The sequence below is a fragment of the Streptomyces sp. NPDC024555 genome, from assembly GCF_055559335.1.
The window spans coordinates 202,023-217,418 of record NZ_JBVHKV010000008.1; the positions used below are offsets into that span (position 1 = coordinate 202,023).

General features: G+C 71.9%; 14 protein-coding genes. 12 read left to right on the top strand and 2 right to left on the bottom strand.

Translation table 11 applies throughout. The features are described from left to right. Positions 1-11 precede the first annotated feature (11 nt). Positions 12-1,649: a beta-N-acetylhexosaminidase gene (locus ACZ4FH_RS15920; protein WP_467305142.1), complete on the bottom strand. Its 1,638-nt coding sequence runs from the start codon at positions 1,647-1,649 to the stop codon at positions 12-14. Between the two features lie 144 nt (positions 1,650-1,793). Between ACZ4FH_RS15920 and ACZ4FH_RS15925 the strand changes: the two genes are divergently transcribed. The 10 genes from ACZ4FH_RS15925 to ACZ4FH_RS15970 all read left to right on the top strand — a co-directional run bounded on the left by ACZ4FH_RS15925 (position 1,794) and on the right by ACZ4FH_RS15970 (position 11,681). Next, positions 1,794-2,804, top strand: coding sequence for an ABC transporter permease (locus ACZ4FH_RS15925; protein ID WP_467305144.1), 1,011 nt, complete (start codon positions 1,794-1,796; stop codon positions 2,802-2,804). Further along, entirely contained in the window at positions 2,801-3,694 is an 894-nt protein-coding gene (locus ACZ4FH_RS15930; RefSeq protein WP_467305145.1) for a carbohydrate ABC transporter permease, read from the top strand. The genes ACZ4FH_RS15925 and ACZ4FH_RS15930 overlap by 4 nt, the downstream gene beginning before the upstream one ends. A gap of 37 nt (positions 3,695-3,731) precedes the next feature. Further along, entirely contained in the window at positions 3,732-5,375 is a 1,644-nt protein-coding gene (locus ACZ4FH_RS15935) for an extracellular solute-binding protein (protein WP_467305147.1), read from the top strand. A 40-nt stretch (positions 5,376-5,415) separates the two neighbouring features. Then, the gene (locus ACZ4FH_RS15940; RefSeq protein WP_467305149.1) at positions 5,416-6,153 is read left to right on the top strand and encodes a ThuA domain-containing protein; all 738 of its coding nucleotides are present in this window, start codon (positions 5,416-5,418) and stop codon (positions 6,151-6,153) included. Further along, positions 6,150-6,917, top strand: a complete 768-nt coding sequence (locus ACZ4FH_RS15945) for a sugar phosphate isomerase/epimerase family protein (RefSeq protein WP_467305151.1) — start codon at positions 6,150-6,152, stop codon at positions 6,915-6,917. The genes ACZ4FH_RS15940 and ACZ4FH_RS15945 overlap by 4 nt, the downstream gene beginning before the upstream one ends. Further along, positions 6,914-7,894 (top strand): NAD-dependent epimerase/dehydratase family protein, encoded by a 981-nt coding sequence (locus ACZ4FH_RS15950; RefSeq protein ID WP_467305152.1) that lies wholly within the window; start codon positions 6,914-6,916, stop codon positions 7,892-7,894. Before ACZ4FH_RS15945 ends, ACZ4FH_RS15950 begins: the two co-directional genes overlap by 4 nt. A gap of 55 nt (positions 7,895-7,949) precedes the next feature. Beyond that, positions 7,950-8,711 (top strand): GntR family transcriptional regulator, encoded by a 762-nt coding sequence (locus tag ACZ4FH_RS15955; RefSeq protein WP_467305154.1) that lies wholly within the window; start codon positions 7,950-7,952, stop codon positions 8,709-8,711. Positions 8,712-8,794: 83 nt separating this feature from the next. Then, positions 8,795-9,832 (top strand): SIS domain-containing protein, encoded by a 1,038-nt coding sequence (locus tag ACZ4FH_RS15960; RefSeq protein ID WP_467305155.1) that lies wholly within the window; start codon positions 8,795-8,797, stop codon positions 9,830-9,832. Next, the gene (locus tag ACZ4FH_RS15965; RefSeq protein ID WP_467305157.1) at positions 9,829-10,728 is read left to right on the top strand and encodes an N-acetylglucosamine kinase; all 900 of its coding nucleotides are present in this window, start codon (positions 9,829-9,831) and stop codon (positions 10,726-10,728) included. Before ACZ4FH_RS15960 ends, ACZ4FH_RS15965 begins: the two co-directional genes overlap by 4 nt. 2 nt (positions 10,729-10,730) lie before the next feature. Then, entirely contained in the window at positions 10,731-11,681 is a 951-nt protein-coding gene (locus tag ACZ4FH_RS15970) for an alcohol dehydrogenase catalytic domain-containing protein (RefSeq protein WP_467305158.1), read from the top strand. Positions 11,682-11,769: 88 nt separating this feature from the next. Here the strand turns inward: ACZ4FH_RS15970 and ACZ4FH_RS15975 are convergent, their stop codons facing one another. Continuing rightward, on the bottom strand, positions 11,770-12,117 hold the full coding sequence (locus tag ACZ4FH_RS15975) for a VOC family protein (protein ID WP_467305159.1): 348 nt from the start codon (positions 12,115-12,117) through the stop codon (positions 11,770-11,772). 269 nt (positions 12,118-12,386) lie between these two features. On the opposite strand from ACZ4FH_RS15975, the gene ACZ4FH_RS15980 reads away from it, so the two are divergent. Then, complete coding sequence (locus ACZ4FH_RS15980; RefSeq protein ID WP_467305161.1) at positions 12,387-13,496, top strand: DUF1996 domain-containing protein; 1,110 nt, start codon at positions 12,387-12,389, stop codon at positions 13,494-13,496. Between the two features lie 112 nt (positions 13,497-13,608). Then, entirely contained in the window at positions 13,609-15,390 is a 1,782-nt protein-coding gene (locus tag ACZ4FH_RS15985; protein WP_467305163.1) for a discoidin domain-containing protein, read from the top strand. The last annotated feature ends 6 nt before the right edge of the window (positions 15,391-15,396 follow it).

The window sequence follows — 15,396 nt, forward strand, 5'->3', positions numbered from 1 at the left end:
GGTCGGGTTCCTCAGGCCTGATGGGAGATCGAGTCGAGCCACGCGCGGGTCTCCGCGATGCGTCCGGGCGAGGAGCGCCGCCAGACCCCCGTACCGCCCTCCTGCCAGGGGTGGGGGCCGTCCAGGGGACGGTACTCGACGCCCATCGCGTCGAGCCTGCGCAGATGCCGCTCCAGCCGGGCCCGGAAGGCGTCCGGGTCCGCGACGCCCCCGGTCCACAGCACCTCGGCCAGGGCGCAGGCGCGCGGGAAGGCGAGGTAGTCCAGGTGCCGTTCGTCGTGGACCCATTCCGTCCAGATCTGGAACTGGCCGCCGAGCACCCGCTCCCGCTGCTCCGGGCTCCAGCCGGACGGGGCGGGCTCGAAGGCGGCGACGTCGTCGAGGGTGATCGGGCCGCCCTCCGAGCGCCGCTCGGCGGGCAGGTCGGACTGGTCGAAGTTGAAGTAGGTCGGGAAGAGCGGGGAGCGGACGATCTGGTGCGTGGCGGCGGCCCGGCCCGCGGCCTCGTCGCCGCGCCAGGCCATGACGATGCTGTCGGGCAGCACCCCGCCGGTGACATGGCCCTCGTCCCAGACGACCATGCGCACTCCGCGTCCGGCCAGGAAGCGGCCGAGCGAGCGCAGGAAGTGTCCGTGCATCTCCTGCGGGGTGGCGCAGCCGGCCTCCGCCATGGCCCCGGCGACCTCGGGGTCCTCGGCCCACCAGTCCATGGCGCACTCGTCGCCGCCGAGGTGGACGTAGGGGGCGCCGGTGGCGTCGATGATCTCGCCGAGCACGTCGCGCAGGACGGCCTCGGTGCGCGGCAGCGGTGCCACGGAGGTGCCGCCCGCCCAGACCGTGTCCAGGACGGCCTGGTCCTCGCCGGGCCGGCCCAGTGCGGGCAGGGCGGCGCGCAGGGCGGAGCTGTGCCCGGGGACGTCGATCTCGGGGACCAGGGTGATGCCGCGCAGCCGGGCGTACGCGGCGATCTCGGCGAGGTCGTCCAGGGTGTAGTGGCCGCCGTGCGGGGTGCCGTCGTCGGGTCCGTCGGGGCCGAGGCGGGTGGAGGGGCGCCAGGATCCGGTGCGGTGCAGGGCGGGGTGCAGCCGGCTCTCGACCCGCCAGCCCTGATCGTCGCTCAGGTGCAGATGCAGCCGGTTGAAGCGGTGGGCGGCGAGCAGGTCGACGTAGCGCAGCACGGTGCGCGGGGGGAAGTAGTGGCGGGCGACGTCGAGCATCGCGCCGCGCCAGGGGTGGGCGGGCCGGTCCTCGGCCGTTCCGCAGGGCAGCCGCCAGCCGCCCGGGGGCGGGGTCGCGGCGCGGCGCCAGACCGCGTCCGGGAGGAGCTGGCGCAGGGTGGTGAGCGCCTGGGCCACGCCCTCGGTGCCGGCGGCCCGGATCTCCACGCGTTCCGGGGTGATCCGCAGGGTGTGGGCGCCGGGGTCGGGGGCGTCCTCGTCGACGGTCACACAGACCTCGGCGTATCCAGTGGTACTACCTGGTATCTCGTGGTCTGCTCCCGGGAGCAAGGACGCGAGAAAGGCACGCACCATCGCGGCGGCCGTCGGCGGACCGTCCACGGTGAACGGCGATTCCGCCCCCAATGCGCAGTACTCCGAGGTGAACTCGGCTTTCACCGGGGCCGGGAGCAGGGCGGTGCGGTCATCCATGACGGGTCCCAACTGTGGTCCATGGCGGGTGGGTAGAGCGTCCTCACGTCACCGGGACGCTACTTGTTGTATTGCTTTGGTTCAAGTGGTACGTTCCCCGCACTCTTCTGGTTTCTGCTCGGTTTTACGCGACGAGAGGTGCGCATGGCGGTCAACGAAGCCCCGCCCCGGGTGCTGAGGTCACTGCGCGGACGTCCGCCGGACTCCCCGGACGCACCGCGGACATCCCCGCGGCCCACGGACGGACGCGCGTCCTTCCTCACCCGGCTGCGGCAGGACTCCCCGCTCCTGCTCATGACGGTCCCGGCCGTCGTGGTCCTGCTGCTCTTCACCTACATACCGCTGCTCGGCAGCGTGGTCGCGTTCATGGACTACGTGCCGTTCCTCGGCTTCTCCGGCTCGACCTGGGTGGGCTGGTCCAACTTCACCGGCCTGTTCCAGGACAACCTCTTCTGGAGCGCGCTGGGCAACACGTTCCAGATCACGTTCCTCCAGCTGCTGCTCTACTTCCCCGTACCGATCCTGCTCGCCGTCCTCTTCAACTCCATCGCGATGCCGATGGTGAAGAAGTTCGTGCAGTCGGTGATCTACCTGCCGCACTTCCTGTCCTGGGTCATCATCGTGGCCCTCTTCCAGCAGATGCTGGGCGGCGGCGGCACCGTCAACCGGGTGCTCGCCACCCACGGCATGAGCGGGATCGACATCATGTCGGACCCCGGCACCTTCCAGCTGCTGCTCACCTCGCAGGCCATCTGGAAGGACGCGGGCTGGGGCACGATCGTCTTCCTCGCCGCGATCGCCGCCATCGACTCCCAGCTCTACGAGTCGGCGGTCATGGACGGCGCGGGTGCCTGGCGCCGGTTCTGGCACATCACGCTGCCCGGGATGCGGCCCATCATCATCCTGCTGCTGATCCTGCGCCTGGGCGACGCCCTCACCGTCGGCTTCGAGCAGATCCTCCTCCAGCGCGACGCGGTGGGCCCGGGGGCCGCCGAAGTCCTCGACACCTACGTCTACTTCAACGGCGTCGTGGACGGGAACTGGGGCGTGGCCACCGCGGCCGGCCTGCTCAAGGGCGTGGTCAGCCTCGTGCTCGTCCTCGCCGCGAACAAACTCGCGCACCGCTTCGGCGAGGAAGGTATCTACCGCCGATGAGCATCTCCCCAGCACGCCCGCCCTGGCAGGGCAAACCCCGGCCCGTCGCCCTCGCGCTCAAGGGGCTCGCGCTCTTCCTCATCTGCGCCGTGGTGATCTTCCCGTTCCTGACCGTCGTCTCGACCAGCCTGGCGACCAAGGAGCAGATCGACGCCAACGGCGGCTACGTCCTCTGGCCCACCAGCGTCTCCTTCGAGGCCTACCGGCAGATCTTCGACGGCACGGGCGTCGCCCGCTCGCTCGTCGTCAGTGTGCTGGTGACCCTCGTCGGCACCGCCTTCAGCCTCTTCTGCACGGTGCTCGCGGCCTACGGCCTCAGCCGCCACGGCTCGCTCTTCCAGCGCGGGCTGCTCTCCTTCACCCTGCTCACCCTGCTGTTCGCACCGGGGATGATCCCGGTCTATCTGATGGTCAAGCAGCTCGGGATGCTCAACACCTACTGGTCGCTGATCATCCCCGGGGCGGTGAGCGCCTTCAACATCGTGATCGTCCGCGGCTTCATCCAGGCGATCCCGCAGGAACTGTTCGACGCCGCCCGGATCGACGGGGCCGGCGAATGGCGGATCTTCCGCTCGGTCGTCCTGCCGCTGTCCAAGGCGGTCATCGCGGTCGTCGGGCTCTTCATCGCCGTCGGCTACTGGAACAACTACTTCGGCCCGCTGCTGTACCTCACCGACCAGGACAAATGGCCGCTCCAGCTGGTGATGCGCTCCTTCGTCCTGCAGAACCACGTCACCTCGAACGCCGCGACACCCGTCCGGTCGGCGCCGCCGGCCCAGTCCGTGCAGATGGCGCTCGTCGTCATCGCCACGCTTCCCATCCTGTGCGCGTACCCCTTCCTCAGCAAGCACATGTCCAAGGGGATGCTCACCGGGGCCATCAAGGGCTAGTCAGCCCACCGGGTCCTCTCTAGGAGAACACCGCGTCATGTCGAACACCCAGTTCAGCCGCCGCACCCTGTTCAAGGCCGCCGCGATCACCGCCGCGAGCGGTGGCGCGCTCGCCTCCCTCACCGCCTGCGAGGACGGGGCCGCCAAGGGCTCCACCGCCGCCGCGGGCAAGGCCGTCCCCGTACCGACGTACGTCGAACCCCTCAAGCCGAAGCCGCAGTACGCCGGGAACGCGCAGGGCGTCATGGACGTCTACGCCGGCTTCCCGGTCGACGGCCCGCGCACCGTGAAGGGCCCCGTCGGCGACGGCGGCGACTTCGAGGTGCTGGTGATGACCTACGGCCAGCCCGCGCCGCCGCTGGAGAAGAACGCCTACTGGCAGCTCCTCAACAAGGAGCTGAACGTCAAGGTCAAGCCGGTCCTGGTGCCCTCCGCCGACTTCGCGACGAAGTTCCCCGCGATGGTCGCGGGCAACGACCTGCCCGAAGTGGTCTCCGTCCCGGTCTTCATGAACGTGGCCCGCCTCCCGCAGCTCGCCGAGGCCCAGTTCACCGATCTGAGCGACTACCTCTCCGGCGACGCCGTGAAGAAGTACCCCAATCTCGCCGGCATCCAGGAGGCGAACTGGCTCAACGGGTACCTCAACGGCCGCATCTACGGCGTCCCCAAGTCCGACCCGGTCTTCACCACGCAGCTCTACACCAAGACCGACCTCCTCGCGAAGGCCGGCGCCAACGCCGTCCCGGCCACCCTGACCGAGCTGAAGGAGATGGCCCGCGCCGTCACCAGCGCCCGCCACGGCGTCTACGCCTTCTGCGGCGGGGTCAACGACACCGCGATGCCGGACTCGATGCTGATGATGTTCGGCGTCCCCAACAAGTGGGAGACCGGGAGCGACGGCACCTTCGTCTCGGCGTACGAGCACGAGCAGTTCGTCCCCGCGATCGCCGCGCTCGCCGACCTGCGCCGCAGCGGCTGGTTCCACCCCGACACCGCGACCATGAGCAAGGTGCAGCGCGACGCGCTGTTCCGCTCCGGCAAGCTCGGCGTCGTCGCGGACGGCAACCGCGCCATGGGCATCGTCGCCGAGGACCACACCCTGGAGTTCGGGATGATCCCCCCGTTCGCCCAGGACGGCGGCAAGGCCGTCTACTGGCAGGGCGGCGGCGCCTACGCCATGACGATGCTCAAGAAGACGAGCGACAAGGCGCGCGTCGACCGCTTCCTGCGGGTGCTCGACTACATCGCCGCCCCGTTCGGCTCCCGCGAGTCCTTCGTCATGAGCTACGGGGCCGAGGGCTCCGACTACACGATGAAGGACGGCGTGCCCGTCCTCACCACGCGCGGCCAGCGCGAACAGGACCTCGGACTGGCGTACATCGTCGGCGGCCCGCAGGTGCTCTGCAATCCGCAGGGGGCGCCGGGCGTCGACAAGCAGTACCACGACTGGCAGCAGAAGGCCGTGCCGCTGCTGGTCAAGAACCCGGCCGCGCACCTGTACTCGCAGACCTACAACACCAAGGGCGCCGCGCTGGAGCAGCAGATGCGCGACGCCGTCACCGCCGTCTTCCTCGGCCGCTCCCCCGCCTCCTCGCTGAAGGACGCGGTCCGCACCTGGAAGGGCAACGGCGGCGACCGGATGGCCCGCGAGTACGCCGAGTCCCTCAAGAAGTCCGGCTGAGCCGGGACGACACCCCCGCGACGAAAGGCAGCGAACGGCGATGAGACTGCGAGGCCCCGCCTCGGCCCTGGTCGTGGTGGAGGGGACGGACCTCCACCACGACCTGATCGGCGCCGCCCTGGCGCTCCAGGAGATCGTGACGGAAGCGGGCCTGCCCACCGCCCGTGCGATGGGCCTCGACCGCTTCGTCGATCCGCTCCCGGCCACCTCGGAAGCCGATGTGTACGTCCTCTACCGCTCCTCCACCCGCTTCGACCCGCGCCAGCAGGAGGCGCTGTCGTCGCTGGTGGCGGGCGGCAAGGGGCTGGTCGTCCTGCACTCCAGCAACCTCTTCGGCTTCGAGGAGGGCGGGCTGGAGGCCGACCGGGCGGCGTACGGACTCGTCGGCTCCCGCTACCTCTCGCACGGCGACCAGGGTTCCGAGGGCCGCATCGAGGTGCGGATCCGCGCGGACCACCCGGTCACCCGGCATCTGCCGGACTTCGCCGTCGACGACGAGTACTACGTCCTGGAGTACGCCGACGACGTGACGGTCCTCGCCGAGCGCGAGACCCCCACCGGGACCGAACCCCTGGTCTACGTGCGCGAGCACGGCGCCGGACGCGTCTGCTACACCGCGCTCGGCCACGACCCCCGTGCCTGGGGCAACCCCGGCTTCCGCCAGCTCGTGCGCCAGGCGGCGCTCTGGGCGGCGGGCGTCGGCGAGGAAGGCATCGCTTCGTGGTCCACCCGCTGGCCACTGGGCAACGGACGCACGATCGGAGACACCACCGCATGACCCCACCACCCCCGCCCGTCGCCGCGCAGCTCTGGTCGCTGCACGAGGACGCCTCCCGCGACCTCCTCGGCGTCCTGGAGAAGGTCGCCGCGCTCGGCTACCCGGCCGTGGAGACCATCAGCCTGTACGGGCACCGCCCCGCCGTCGTCCGCCGCCGGCTCCACGACCTCGGGCTCGTGCTGTGCAGCGCCCACGCCCCCTTCCCGGCGGGCGAGGACGCCGAGAAGATCCTGGACACCTACGAGGAACTGGGCGCCGACACCCTGGTGTGGAGCCTGGAGCCGGAGGAGTTCGCCTCGGCCGGCGCGCTCGCGCGCGGCGCCGAGCGGATCAACGAGGCGGCGGCCAACGCCGCCCGGCGCGGCATGCGCGTCGCGTACCACAACCACTTCGCGGAGTTCCGCCACCACTACGGCGGACGCACCGCCTACGAGGTGCTGCTCGACGCCCTGGACCCGGCGGTCCTGGTGGAGCTGGACACCTACTGGGCGCACACCGGCGGCGCCGACCCCGCCGCCGTGGCCGCCTCGCTGGGCCCTCGCCTGGAGTCCGTCCACCTCAAGGACGGTCCGGCGCGCGGCATGGACGACGCGATGGTGCCCTTCGGCGAGGGCGTCGTGGACGTGGCGGCGGCGGCGCGCGCCAACCCGGGCGTCCGCTGGCACATCGTGGAGATGGACCGCTCGGACCACGACATGTACGACCTGCTCGGCCGCTGCTACGACCAGCTGGTCGGGCAGGGCATCTCCCGGGGGCGACGATGACCGGACAGCGCATACTCTTCCTCGGCGGCACCGGCGTGCTCAGCTCCGCCTGCGCCCGTGAACTCGCGGACACGGACGCAAAGTTGACGGTCCTCACCCGGGGCCGCGACACCCGGCGTCCGGTGCCGGACGCGGTGCGGGCCCTGACCGCCGATGTCCGCGACGACGCCTCGGTGCGGGCCGCGCTGGGCGACGAGACCTTCGACGTCGTCGTCAACTTCATCGGCTACCACCCCGACGACGTCACGGCCGACGTCGCCCGCTTCGCCGGACGCACCGGGCAGTACGTGTTCGTCTCGACCGCGTCCGTGTACGCCCGCCCCGCCCCGCTGCTGCCGGTCGACGAGTCGGCGGCCCGCCGGGCCGGCGCCTTCGACTACCCCCGGCTCAAGCTGGAGTGCGAGGAGGTGCTGGAACGCGCCTACCGGCGCGAGGGGTTCCCCGCCGCGATCGTGCGGCCCGCCCATGTCTACGACGAGCAGGTCCTGCCGCTGCTGGCGGGCTGGACCGTCGTCGACCGCTGGCGGCGCGGCCGGCCCGCCGTCGTGCACGGCGACGGCACCTCGCTGTGGAACCTGATGCACGCCCGGGACTTCGCCCGCGCCCTCACCGGCGTACTCGGGGACGACCGGCTCACCGGCTCCTCCCTGCACATCACCTCGGACGAGGTGCTCACCTGGGACACCATCCACCGCACCCTGGCCCGCGCGGCCGGGACCGAGCCCCTGCTCGTCCACCGTTCGAGTGAGGACATCGGGCGGGAGATCGACTGGATGGGGCCCGTACTCACGGAGGACTTCCGTCATTCCCTGCTCTACGACAACGGCAAACTCGCCACGCTCCTCCCCTCGTTCAGCCCTCGCACCCCCTTCCGGGAGGGTGCGGCCGAGATCATCCGCTGGTTCGACGCCGACCCCGCCCGGCAACGGACCGACCCGGGCCTCGACGCCGCCTTCGAGCGGCTCGCGGGGGTGTGAGAATGGACCGCAGTTCGCCCGCACCGCGGCGGCCGCTGGGAAGGACAGGCATACGGTGAACACGACGCCCGAGGACAACGCGCCCCTCGCCGCCGACCACCACGAGCCCCTCTGGGTGCAGGCCGCCGAGGTGATCGAGCAGCGCGTCAAGGACGGCTCGCTGCCCGCCGGCCGCCGGCTGCCCGCCGAGCGCGAACTCTGCGCCCAGCTCGGGATCAGCCGCGTCACCCTGCGGCGCGCCCTCCACCACCTGGTCGAGCAGGGCACCCTGCGCTCCTCGCACGGCCGGGGCTGGTACGTGGAGGGGCGCGCCGATCGCGTATGGCCCAACTCCCTGGAGTCGTTCACCGAGACGGCCCGCCGCAAGGGGCTGGTGCCCACCTCGCAGGTGCTGCGCGCCGAGGTCGTCGCGGCCACGCTCGACGAGGCCGAGGAGTTCGAGGTCGCGGCCGGTACGGAGCTGTTCCGGCTGGACCGGGTGCGGCTGCTGGACGGGCTGCCGATCGGCGTCGACTCCTCCCGGGTGGTGCTCCACCACGCGCCCGGACTCGTGGACACCGACTTCACCACCTCCTCGCTCCTGGAGGAGCTGACCTCCGCCGGTTCGGAGCCGGTCAACGCCGAGTCGATGATCGAGTCGCGCGGCTGCCCGCCGGAACTGGCACCCCATCTGGACCTCTCGGCCGGGGACCCGGTGCTCGTCATGCAGCAGTCCATGACGGACACCAGGGGCCGCGTCGTCCTCGTCACCACGATCACCTACCGGGGAGACCGGTACCGGCTGCGGACCTCGTTCGTCCGCGGCGGCTCCGCCTGACCCTCCCCCCACCGACCCGACGCACCACGCCGGACCGCGCCCGCGGCACGGCGCGGCGTGGTGCGCCCGCGAAAGGACCCCCCGTGGCCGCAGCGCCCGAAGGAACCATTCCGTATCTCGCCGGACGGGCCGCCCAGCCCGCCGCCCTGGAGCGCGTCGCCCGCCGGGTGGCCGAGCAACTGGCCCTCGGCGCACCGGTGCCCGAGGCGCGCGAGACCGTCTTCGTCGGGATCGGCGCCAGCCACGCGGCCCTCGCCCTGCCGGTGCGCGTGCTGGCCGAGGACGGGATCGCCGCCCGCCGCGAGCTGGCCGGGGACCTCGGTCCCCGCACGGCCTTCGCGGCCCGCGCCGGTCTGGTCGTCGGGGTCTCCCAGTCCGGCCGCAGCACCGAGACGCTGGAGGCGCTGTCGCTCGTGGCGCCCGAACGCCGGGTGGCCCTGGTCAACATGGCACCCTCCCCGCTCACCGAGGCGGCCGCCCGCAGCATCGACCTCGGCAGCGAACCCGACAGCTACGCCTCGACCCTCGGCTACACCGGCACCCTCGTCGGCCTGACCATGACCGCCCGCGCCCTCGCCGGGCATCCGCTGTCCGCGATCACCGCCCAGTGGGCGGGCATCGCCGAACGGGTGGCGGAGCACGAGCGGACGACGGGCCCGGTCGTGGACGCCTTCGCCGCCCTGGCCCCGGACGCGGTCGCGGCCGACGTCGTCGCCTCGGGCGCCGGGCTCGCGGCCTCCGAGGCGGGCGCGCTGCTGCTGCGCGAGGTCTGCCGCGTGCCGGCCACCGCACTGGCCACCCGCAACTATCTGCACGGGGCGATGGAGTCCGCGGGACGCACCCTGCACGTGGTGATCGGGGACGGCCGCGAGGTGCCGCTCGCCCGCACCCTGGCCGGGGCGGGCCATCCGACGCTGCTGGTCACCGCCGCGCCGGTGGCCGACGACGGCCCGCTGCGCGTGGCCCGCGTCCCGGACGGGGTGCCGCTGCCGGTGCGGACGGTCCTGGAGACGGTGACGCTCCAGCGGCTCGCCGCCTCCCTCGCCCACGCCCGGGGCGTGGAGATCGAGGACTTCGTCTTCCACAACGCCGACACCAAGACCGCGGAGCCCGTCGCATGACACCCCCCGTCCCCGGCCTGGTCGCCGGGATCGACATCGGCGGCACGAAGACCCGTGCCCTGCTGGCCAGCGCGCAGGACGGCACCGTGACCGAGGACCGCACCTGGCCGTCCACCGGCTGGCAGACCCGCTCGCTCCCGGACGCGGCCGACTGGCTGACGGAGCGTCTGGGGACCGTCCCGGACCGGCTCGCGGTGGGCGCGCACGCCTGCGAGACGCCCGAGCAGTGCGCGGTCCTGGCCGGGGAGCTGCGTGCCCGGCTCGGCATTCCGGTCACCGTGGTCAACGACGCCGAACTCCTGGTGCCCGCCGCCGGGTTCGGCCACGGCGTCGGCGTGGTGGCCGGCACCGGCTCGATCGCCGTGGGCCGCCACCGCGACACCGGCGCCCCGCTCTCGGCGGGCGGCTGGGGCTGGGTGCTGGGCGACGAGGGCTCGGGATCGGCGCTGGTCCGGGAGGCGGCACGGGCGGTCCTCGGGCGGGCCGACGAGGGCGGTGCGCCCGACGCCCTGGACGCGGCGCTGCTCGGGGCGTTCGGGGTGCCCGGACTGCCGGAGCTGGCCGCCGTGATGAGCTGGGACGACGGGGTCGAGACCTGGGGGCGGCACGCCCCGGTGGTCTTCTCCGCCGCCGCGGCCGGGTCGGCCGCCGCCGCCCGGGTGATCGAGGAGGGCGGCCGGGCGCTGGCCGCGCTGGTGGGCCGGCTCGCCGCCCGGGGCGCGCGCACCGACGCCGTCGTGGCGGCGGGCGGGGTCGTCACCGCGCAGCCGCGGCTGTTCGACGCGTTCGCCCGGGAGCTGGCCGGGATCCTGCCGGGCACGGTGCCCGTACTGCTCGACGTCCCGCCGGTCCGGGGCGCGCTCGCCCTGGCGCTCCGCCCCGAGGAAGGCCGCTGACCATGCGTTTCTCCCAGCTCGTCGCCCCGCGTCTGAGCGAGACCGTCGAGGTCCCGGACACCGCGCCCGGCCCGGGGCGGGTCGCGGTGCGCACCGTGCTCTCCGGGGTCTGCGCCTCCGAACTCCCCGCCTGGACCGGCCACCGGGGCCCCGAGCCGCTGCGGCTCGGCCATGAACTCTCCGGTGTGATCGAGGCGCTGGGGCCCGGGGTGCACGGCTGGCGGATCGGCGAACAGGTCACCGGATTCGCCTCCGGGGCCTTCGCCGACCTCGTGCACGTGCCCGCCGCCGACCTGCTGCCGCTGCCCGCGAACACCCCGGCGGACACGGTCCTCGGGGAACCGGTGGCCTGTGTCGTCGAGGCCCTGTCCCGGTGCGGGCTGCGCCCGGGGCAGCGGGTCGCGGTGGTGGGCCTGGGCTTCATGGGCCTGATCGCCGTGCAGACGGCGGCGGCCCACGCGCCCGCCCTGCTGACCGGCATCGACCCGCTCCCCGGGGCCCGCGCCCTGGCGGCGGAGCTGGGCGCCGACGACGTACGCGCCCCCGGGGACGCCGAACCCGCCGCCTACGACGTGGTCGTCGAGTTCACCGGCGGTGCGGCGGGCCTGCGGCTGGCCGGACAGCTCACGGCCCCGCACGGCACCCTGTGCGTCGGCGGCTACCACCACAGCGGCCCCCGCGAGCTCGACGTCGAGCTCTGGTACCGGGGCGTCACCCTCGTCAACGGCTTCACCCCGCAGCGCCACCGCCACCGGGACGCCCTGCGCACCGGCCTGCGTCTGATGGCCGAACGCCGGCTGACCCTGGAGCCCCTCCTGACCCACACGGTCCCGCTCGACGCCGTCGACGACGGCTTCGCCCAGCTGGCCGACCGCCGGCCCGGTTTCGTGAAATGCGTGGTGCGCCCGGACCGCCCGTCGCCCTCGCCCGGCGGCGGCGCGGCGCTTCGGTAGGTCAGCGGGTCAGCAGTTCCCCGCCCGGCCGCCGTCGCCGCCGGCGGAGGCGCCCTCCCCCGCCTCCGCCGGGCCGCGGCCACCGCCGTCAGCGATGCCCCAGCACATTGACCACCCGCCCCGCGGGGTCGCGGACGAAGAACCTCCGTACGCCCCACTCCTCGTCCCGCAGCGCATGGACGATCTCCGCGCCGCTCTCCCGCAGGACCTCGTAGGCGGCGTCCACGTCGTCCACCTCGATGCTCATGTCGGGCACGACGGGCGCGGTCTTGTCGCTCTGCATGACGCTGATCTGCGCCGCCGGGCCGGCCGGGGAGGCGAGCGTCATGATCCAGCCGTGGTTCATGACCTCCTCGAAGCCCAGCAGGCCGTAGAACTCCCGGCTCTCCTGCGCGGCCTCCGTACGGATGTTGGGTACAACGCGGCGAACGGCCATCGACGACTCCCGGACGAGAACGAACCTTCCTTGCCCCTCCAGGGGTACTACACCGCACCCACCACCGAGGACCTTTCCGCCGCACACCCCCGCCGTGACGACCGGTCACACCCCGGGGGAGGGCCGGCCGGCGGCGGCCCCGCGCCCCGCCGCGCGTGCCCGTAGTTCACCAACTATTGACACGCTCTTGTCAGGAGCGGAACACTCCCGAGTGGGAGAGCGCTCTCCCAACTCCATGCAATCCCCCACGAACGCAGGAGGAGGTCTCCATGCCACGGAGGTCGAGAACCCTCACCGGACTGCTCTTGTTCACTTCGCTGACGCTGACCACGGCGGGGATCGCCGGGATCACGGCGACGGCGAACGCTTCCACCGAAAGCCCCGCACAGGCGGCGGGCACGCACGCGCAGCACGCCGCGTACTCCATGCCGGGGATGCCCGGGATGGCGAACTCCACGCAGGCCTCGGCGGACGATCCGGACGGGGACGGCTACATCATGGCCGATCCGCCGGTCACCGGGGTCACCCCGTCGATGGAGGTGCCGCCGCAGGCGTACTTCCACGAGTTCCAGGCCAAGTGCGCGCCGACGCACACCGCTCCGGACGACCCGATCGTGTATCCGGGCCAGCCGGGCAAGTCCCACGACCACACGTTCATGGGCAACACCACGACGGACGCGTACACGACCGCCGACTCGCTCCAGAACGGCGACACCACGTGTCTGGCCCCCGGTGACAAGTCGGGGTACTGGATGCCGAGCCTGTTCAACGGGGACACCAAGGTGCTCCCGGACGGCGTCCAGACGATCTACTACAAGTCGGGGGTCACCGACTACCGGAGCGTCCGCCCCTTCCCCAAGGGCCTGCGGTACGTCGTCGGCTCCCCGATGCAGACCCAGGACGAGTTCAAGAACCTCAAGGGCACGGTCGAGGGCTGGGAGTGCGCCGAGAGCTTCAAGAACTACGACTTCCCGGCGGCCTGCCCGGACCGCCGCGAGGTCCAGCTCAACCTCCGCCTCCAGGCGCCGAGTTGCTGGGACGGCATCCATCTGGACACCCCGGACCACAAGAGCCACATGGCGTACCCGGTGGCCTCGGGCAACAACTACAACTCCTGCCCGGCCGATCACCCGGTGGCACTGCCGATGATCGAGTTCAAGATGGCCTGGCCGGTCAACGGTGACATGTCGCAGGTGAAGCTCGCGAGTGGCCGCGGCTTCTCGTTCCACTACGACTTCATGAACGGCTGGGACGCCCGCACGCTCGACGCGATGGTCACCCACTGCGTCAAGGGCGGCCTCCAGTGCGACCCGCACGGCTACGACGAGAACCACCCCGACAAGGGCGCGGTCCTCGACGAGAACTACCAGCTCCCGTAGTCCCCTACACCCCCACAACCGGACGGAGGCGGGGCCTTTTTTCGGCCGATCTTGGAGAGCGCTCTCCAAGATCGCTTCCGTCGCACCCTCACCACCCGCTAGGAGCACTCGCATGCACCATCCCCCCACACACCGGTCCACGCGCCGGGCCGCCCGCAGGACCAAGCGCCTGGTGACGCCGCTCGCGGCGGCCGCCCTGCTCGGCGGCGGACTGCTCGCCGTGCAGGCCCCGGCGGCCCAGGCCGCGGGCAGCGTCGTCAAGGTCACCGGATCACAGGGCAACTGGCAGCTGACCGTGGACGGTTCGCCGTATACGGTCAAGGGCCTCACCTGGGGCCCCTCGGTCGCCGACGCCGAGAAGTACCTGCCCGATCTGAAGTCCATGGGCGTCAACACCATCCGCACCTGGGGCACCGACGCCACCAGCAAGCCGCTCTTCGACACGGCGGCGGCCAACGGCGTGAAGGTCATCGCCGGCTTCTGGCTCCAGCCCGGCGGCGGCCCCGGCAGCGGCGGCTGCGTCAACTACCTCACGGACACGCAGTACAAGAACGACATGCTCGCCGAGTTCCCCAAGTGGGTCGACACCTACAAGGACAACCCCGGCGTGCTGATGTGGAACGTCGGCAACGAGTCCACGCTCGGCCTCCAGAACTGTTACGGCGGCGACGAACTGGAGGCCCAGCGCAACGCGTACACCTCCTTCGTCAACGAGATCGCCAAGAAGATCCACCAGGTCGACCCCAACCACCCGGTGACCTCCACGGACGCCTGGACCGGGGCCTGGCCGTACTACAAGAAGAACGCCCCCGACCTCGATCTGTACGCCGTCAACGCCTACAACGCGGTGTGCGACGTCAAGTCCGACTGGGAGCAGGGCGGTTACGACAAGCCGTACATCGTCACCGAGACGGGTCCGGCCGGTGAGTGGGAGGTCGACGACGACGCCAACGGCGTGCCGACCGAGCCCACCGACGTCGCCAAGGCCGAGGGCTACACCAAGGCGTGGGGCTGCGTGACCGGACACACCGGGGTGGCGCTCGGCGCCACGATGTTCCACTACGGCACCGAGAACGACTTCGGCGGCGTGTGGTTCAACCTGCTGCCCGGCGGCGAGAAGCGCCTCTCGTACTACGCGGTGAAGAAGGCGTACGGCGCCGACACCTCCGGCGACAACACCCCGCCGGTGATCAGCGGCATGACGGTCGACGACGCGACGAGCGGCGTACCGACCGGCGGCCAGGTCCACATCACCGCCCCCACCAGCGACCCGGACGGTGACGCGCTCACCTACCAGGTCCTCTTCAGCAGCAACTACATCGACCAGAACAAGGCCCTGGTCCCGGCCGAGACCACGGTCAACGGCGACGGCTCCCTCACCGCGAAGGCCCCGTCCAAGACCGGTGTCTACAAGGTCTACGTGAAGGCCACCGACGGCCACGGCAACGCCGGCATCGAGACCACGTCCCTGAAGGTCGTCCCGCCGAAGGTGGAGGGCACGAACGTCGCGCTGGGCAAGACGGCCACCGCCTCCTCCTTCCAGACCGACCCGACGGGCGGCTGCCCCTGCGCCGCGTCCAGCGCCGTGGACGGCAAGTCCGACACCCGCTGGGCCAGCGACTGGAGCGACCCGCAGTGGCTCCAGGTCGACCTGGGCGCCTCCACCACCTTCAAGCACGTCCAGCTGTCCTGGGACCCGGCGTACGGCAAGGCGTACGACATCCAGACGTCCGAGGACGGCCAGAACTGGACGACGGTGAAGTCCGTGACGGACGGCGACGGCGACATCGACGACTTCGACGTCAATGGCACCGGCCGCTACGTACGGATCAACGCCACCGCCCGCGGCACCGGCTGGGGCTACTCGCTCTACGAGTTCGGCATCTACAGCTGACGGGAG

Coding starts and splice junctions, on each gene's coding strand:
- ACZ4FH_RS15970 (WP_467305158.1), top strand. CDS start 10,731: ATGCGTTTCTCCCAGCTCGTCGCCCCGCGTCTGAGCGAGACCGTCGAG.
- ACZ4FH_RS15920 (WP_467305142.1), bottom strand. CDS start 1,649: ATGGATGACCGCACCGCCCTGCTCCCGGCCCCGGTGAAAGCCGAGTTC.
- ACZ4FH_RS15945 (WP_467305151.1), top strand. CDS start 6,150: ATGACCCCACCACCCCCGCCCGTCGCCGCGCAGCTCTGGTCGCTGCAC.
- ACZ4FH_RS15985 (WP_467305163.1), top strand. CDS start 13,609: ATGCACCATCCCCCCACACACCGGTCCACGCGCCGGGCCGCCCGCAGG.
- ACZ4FH_RS15935 (WP_467305147.1), top strand. CDS start 3,732: ATGTCGAACACCCAGTTCAGCCGCCGCACCCTGTTCAAGGCCGCCGCG.
- ACZ4FH_RS15930 (WP_467305145.1), top strand. CDS start 2,801: ATGAGCATCTCCCCAGCACGCCCGCCCTGGCAGGGCAAACCCCGGCCC.
- ACZ4FH_RS15965 (WP_467305157.1), top strand. CDS start 9,829: ATGACACCCCCCGTCCCCGGCCTGGTCGCCGGGATCGACATCGGCGGC.
- ACZ4FH_RS15925 (WP_467305144.1), top strand. CDS start 1,794: ATGGCGGTCAACGAAGCCCCGCCCCGGGTGCTGAGGTCACTGCGCGGA.
- ACZ4FH_RS15975 (WP_467305159.1), bottom strand. CDS start 12,117: ATGGCCGTTCGCCGCGTTGTACCCAACATCCGTACGGAGGCCGCGCAG.
- ACZ4FH_RS15940 (WP_467305149.1), top strand. CDS start 5,416: ATGAGACTGCGAGGCCCCGCCTCGGCCCTGGTCGTGGTGGAGGGGACG.
- ACZ4FH_RS15950 (WP_467305152.1), top strand. CDS start 6,914: ATGACCGGACAGCGCATACTCTTCCTCGGCGGCACCGGCGTGCTCAGC.
- ACZ4FH_RS15980 (WP_467305161.1), top strand. CDS start 12,387: ATGCCACGGAGGTCGAGAACCCTCACCGGACTGCTCTTGTTCACTTCG.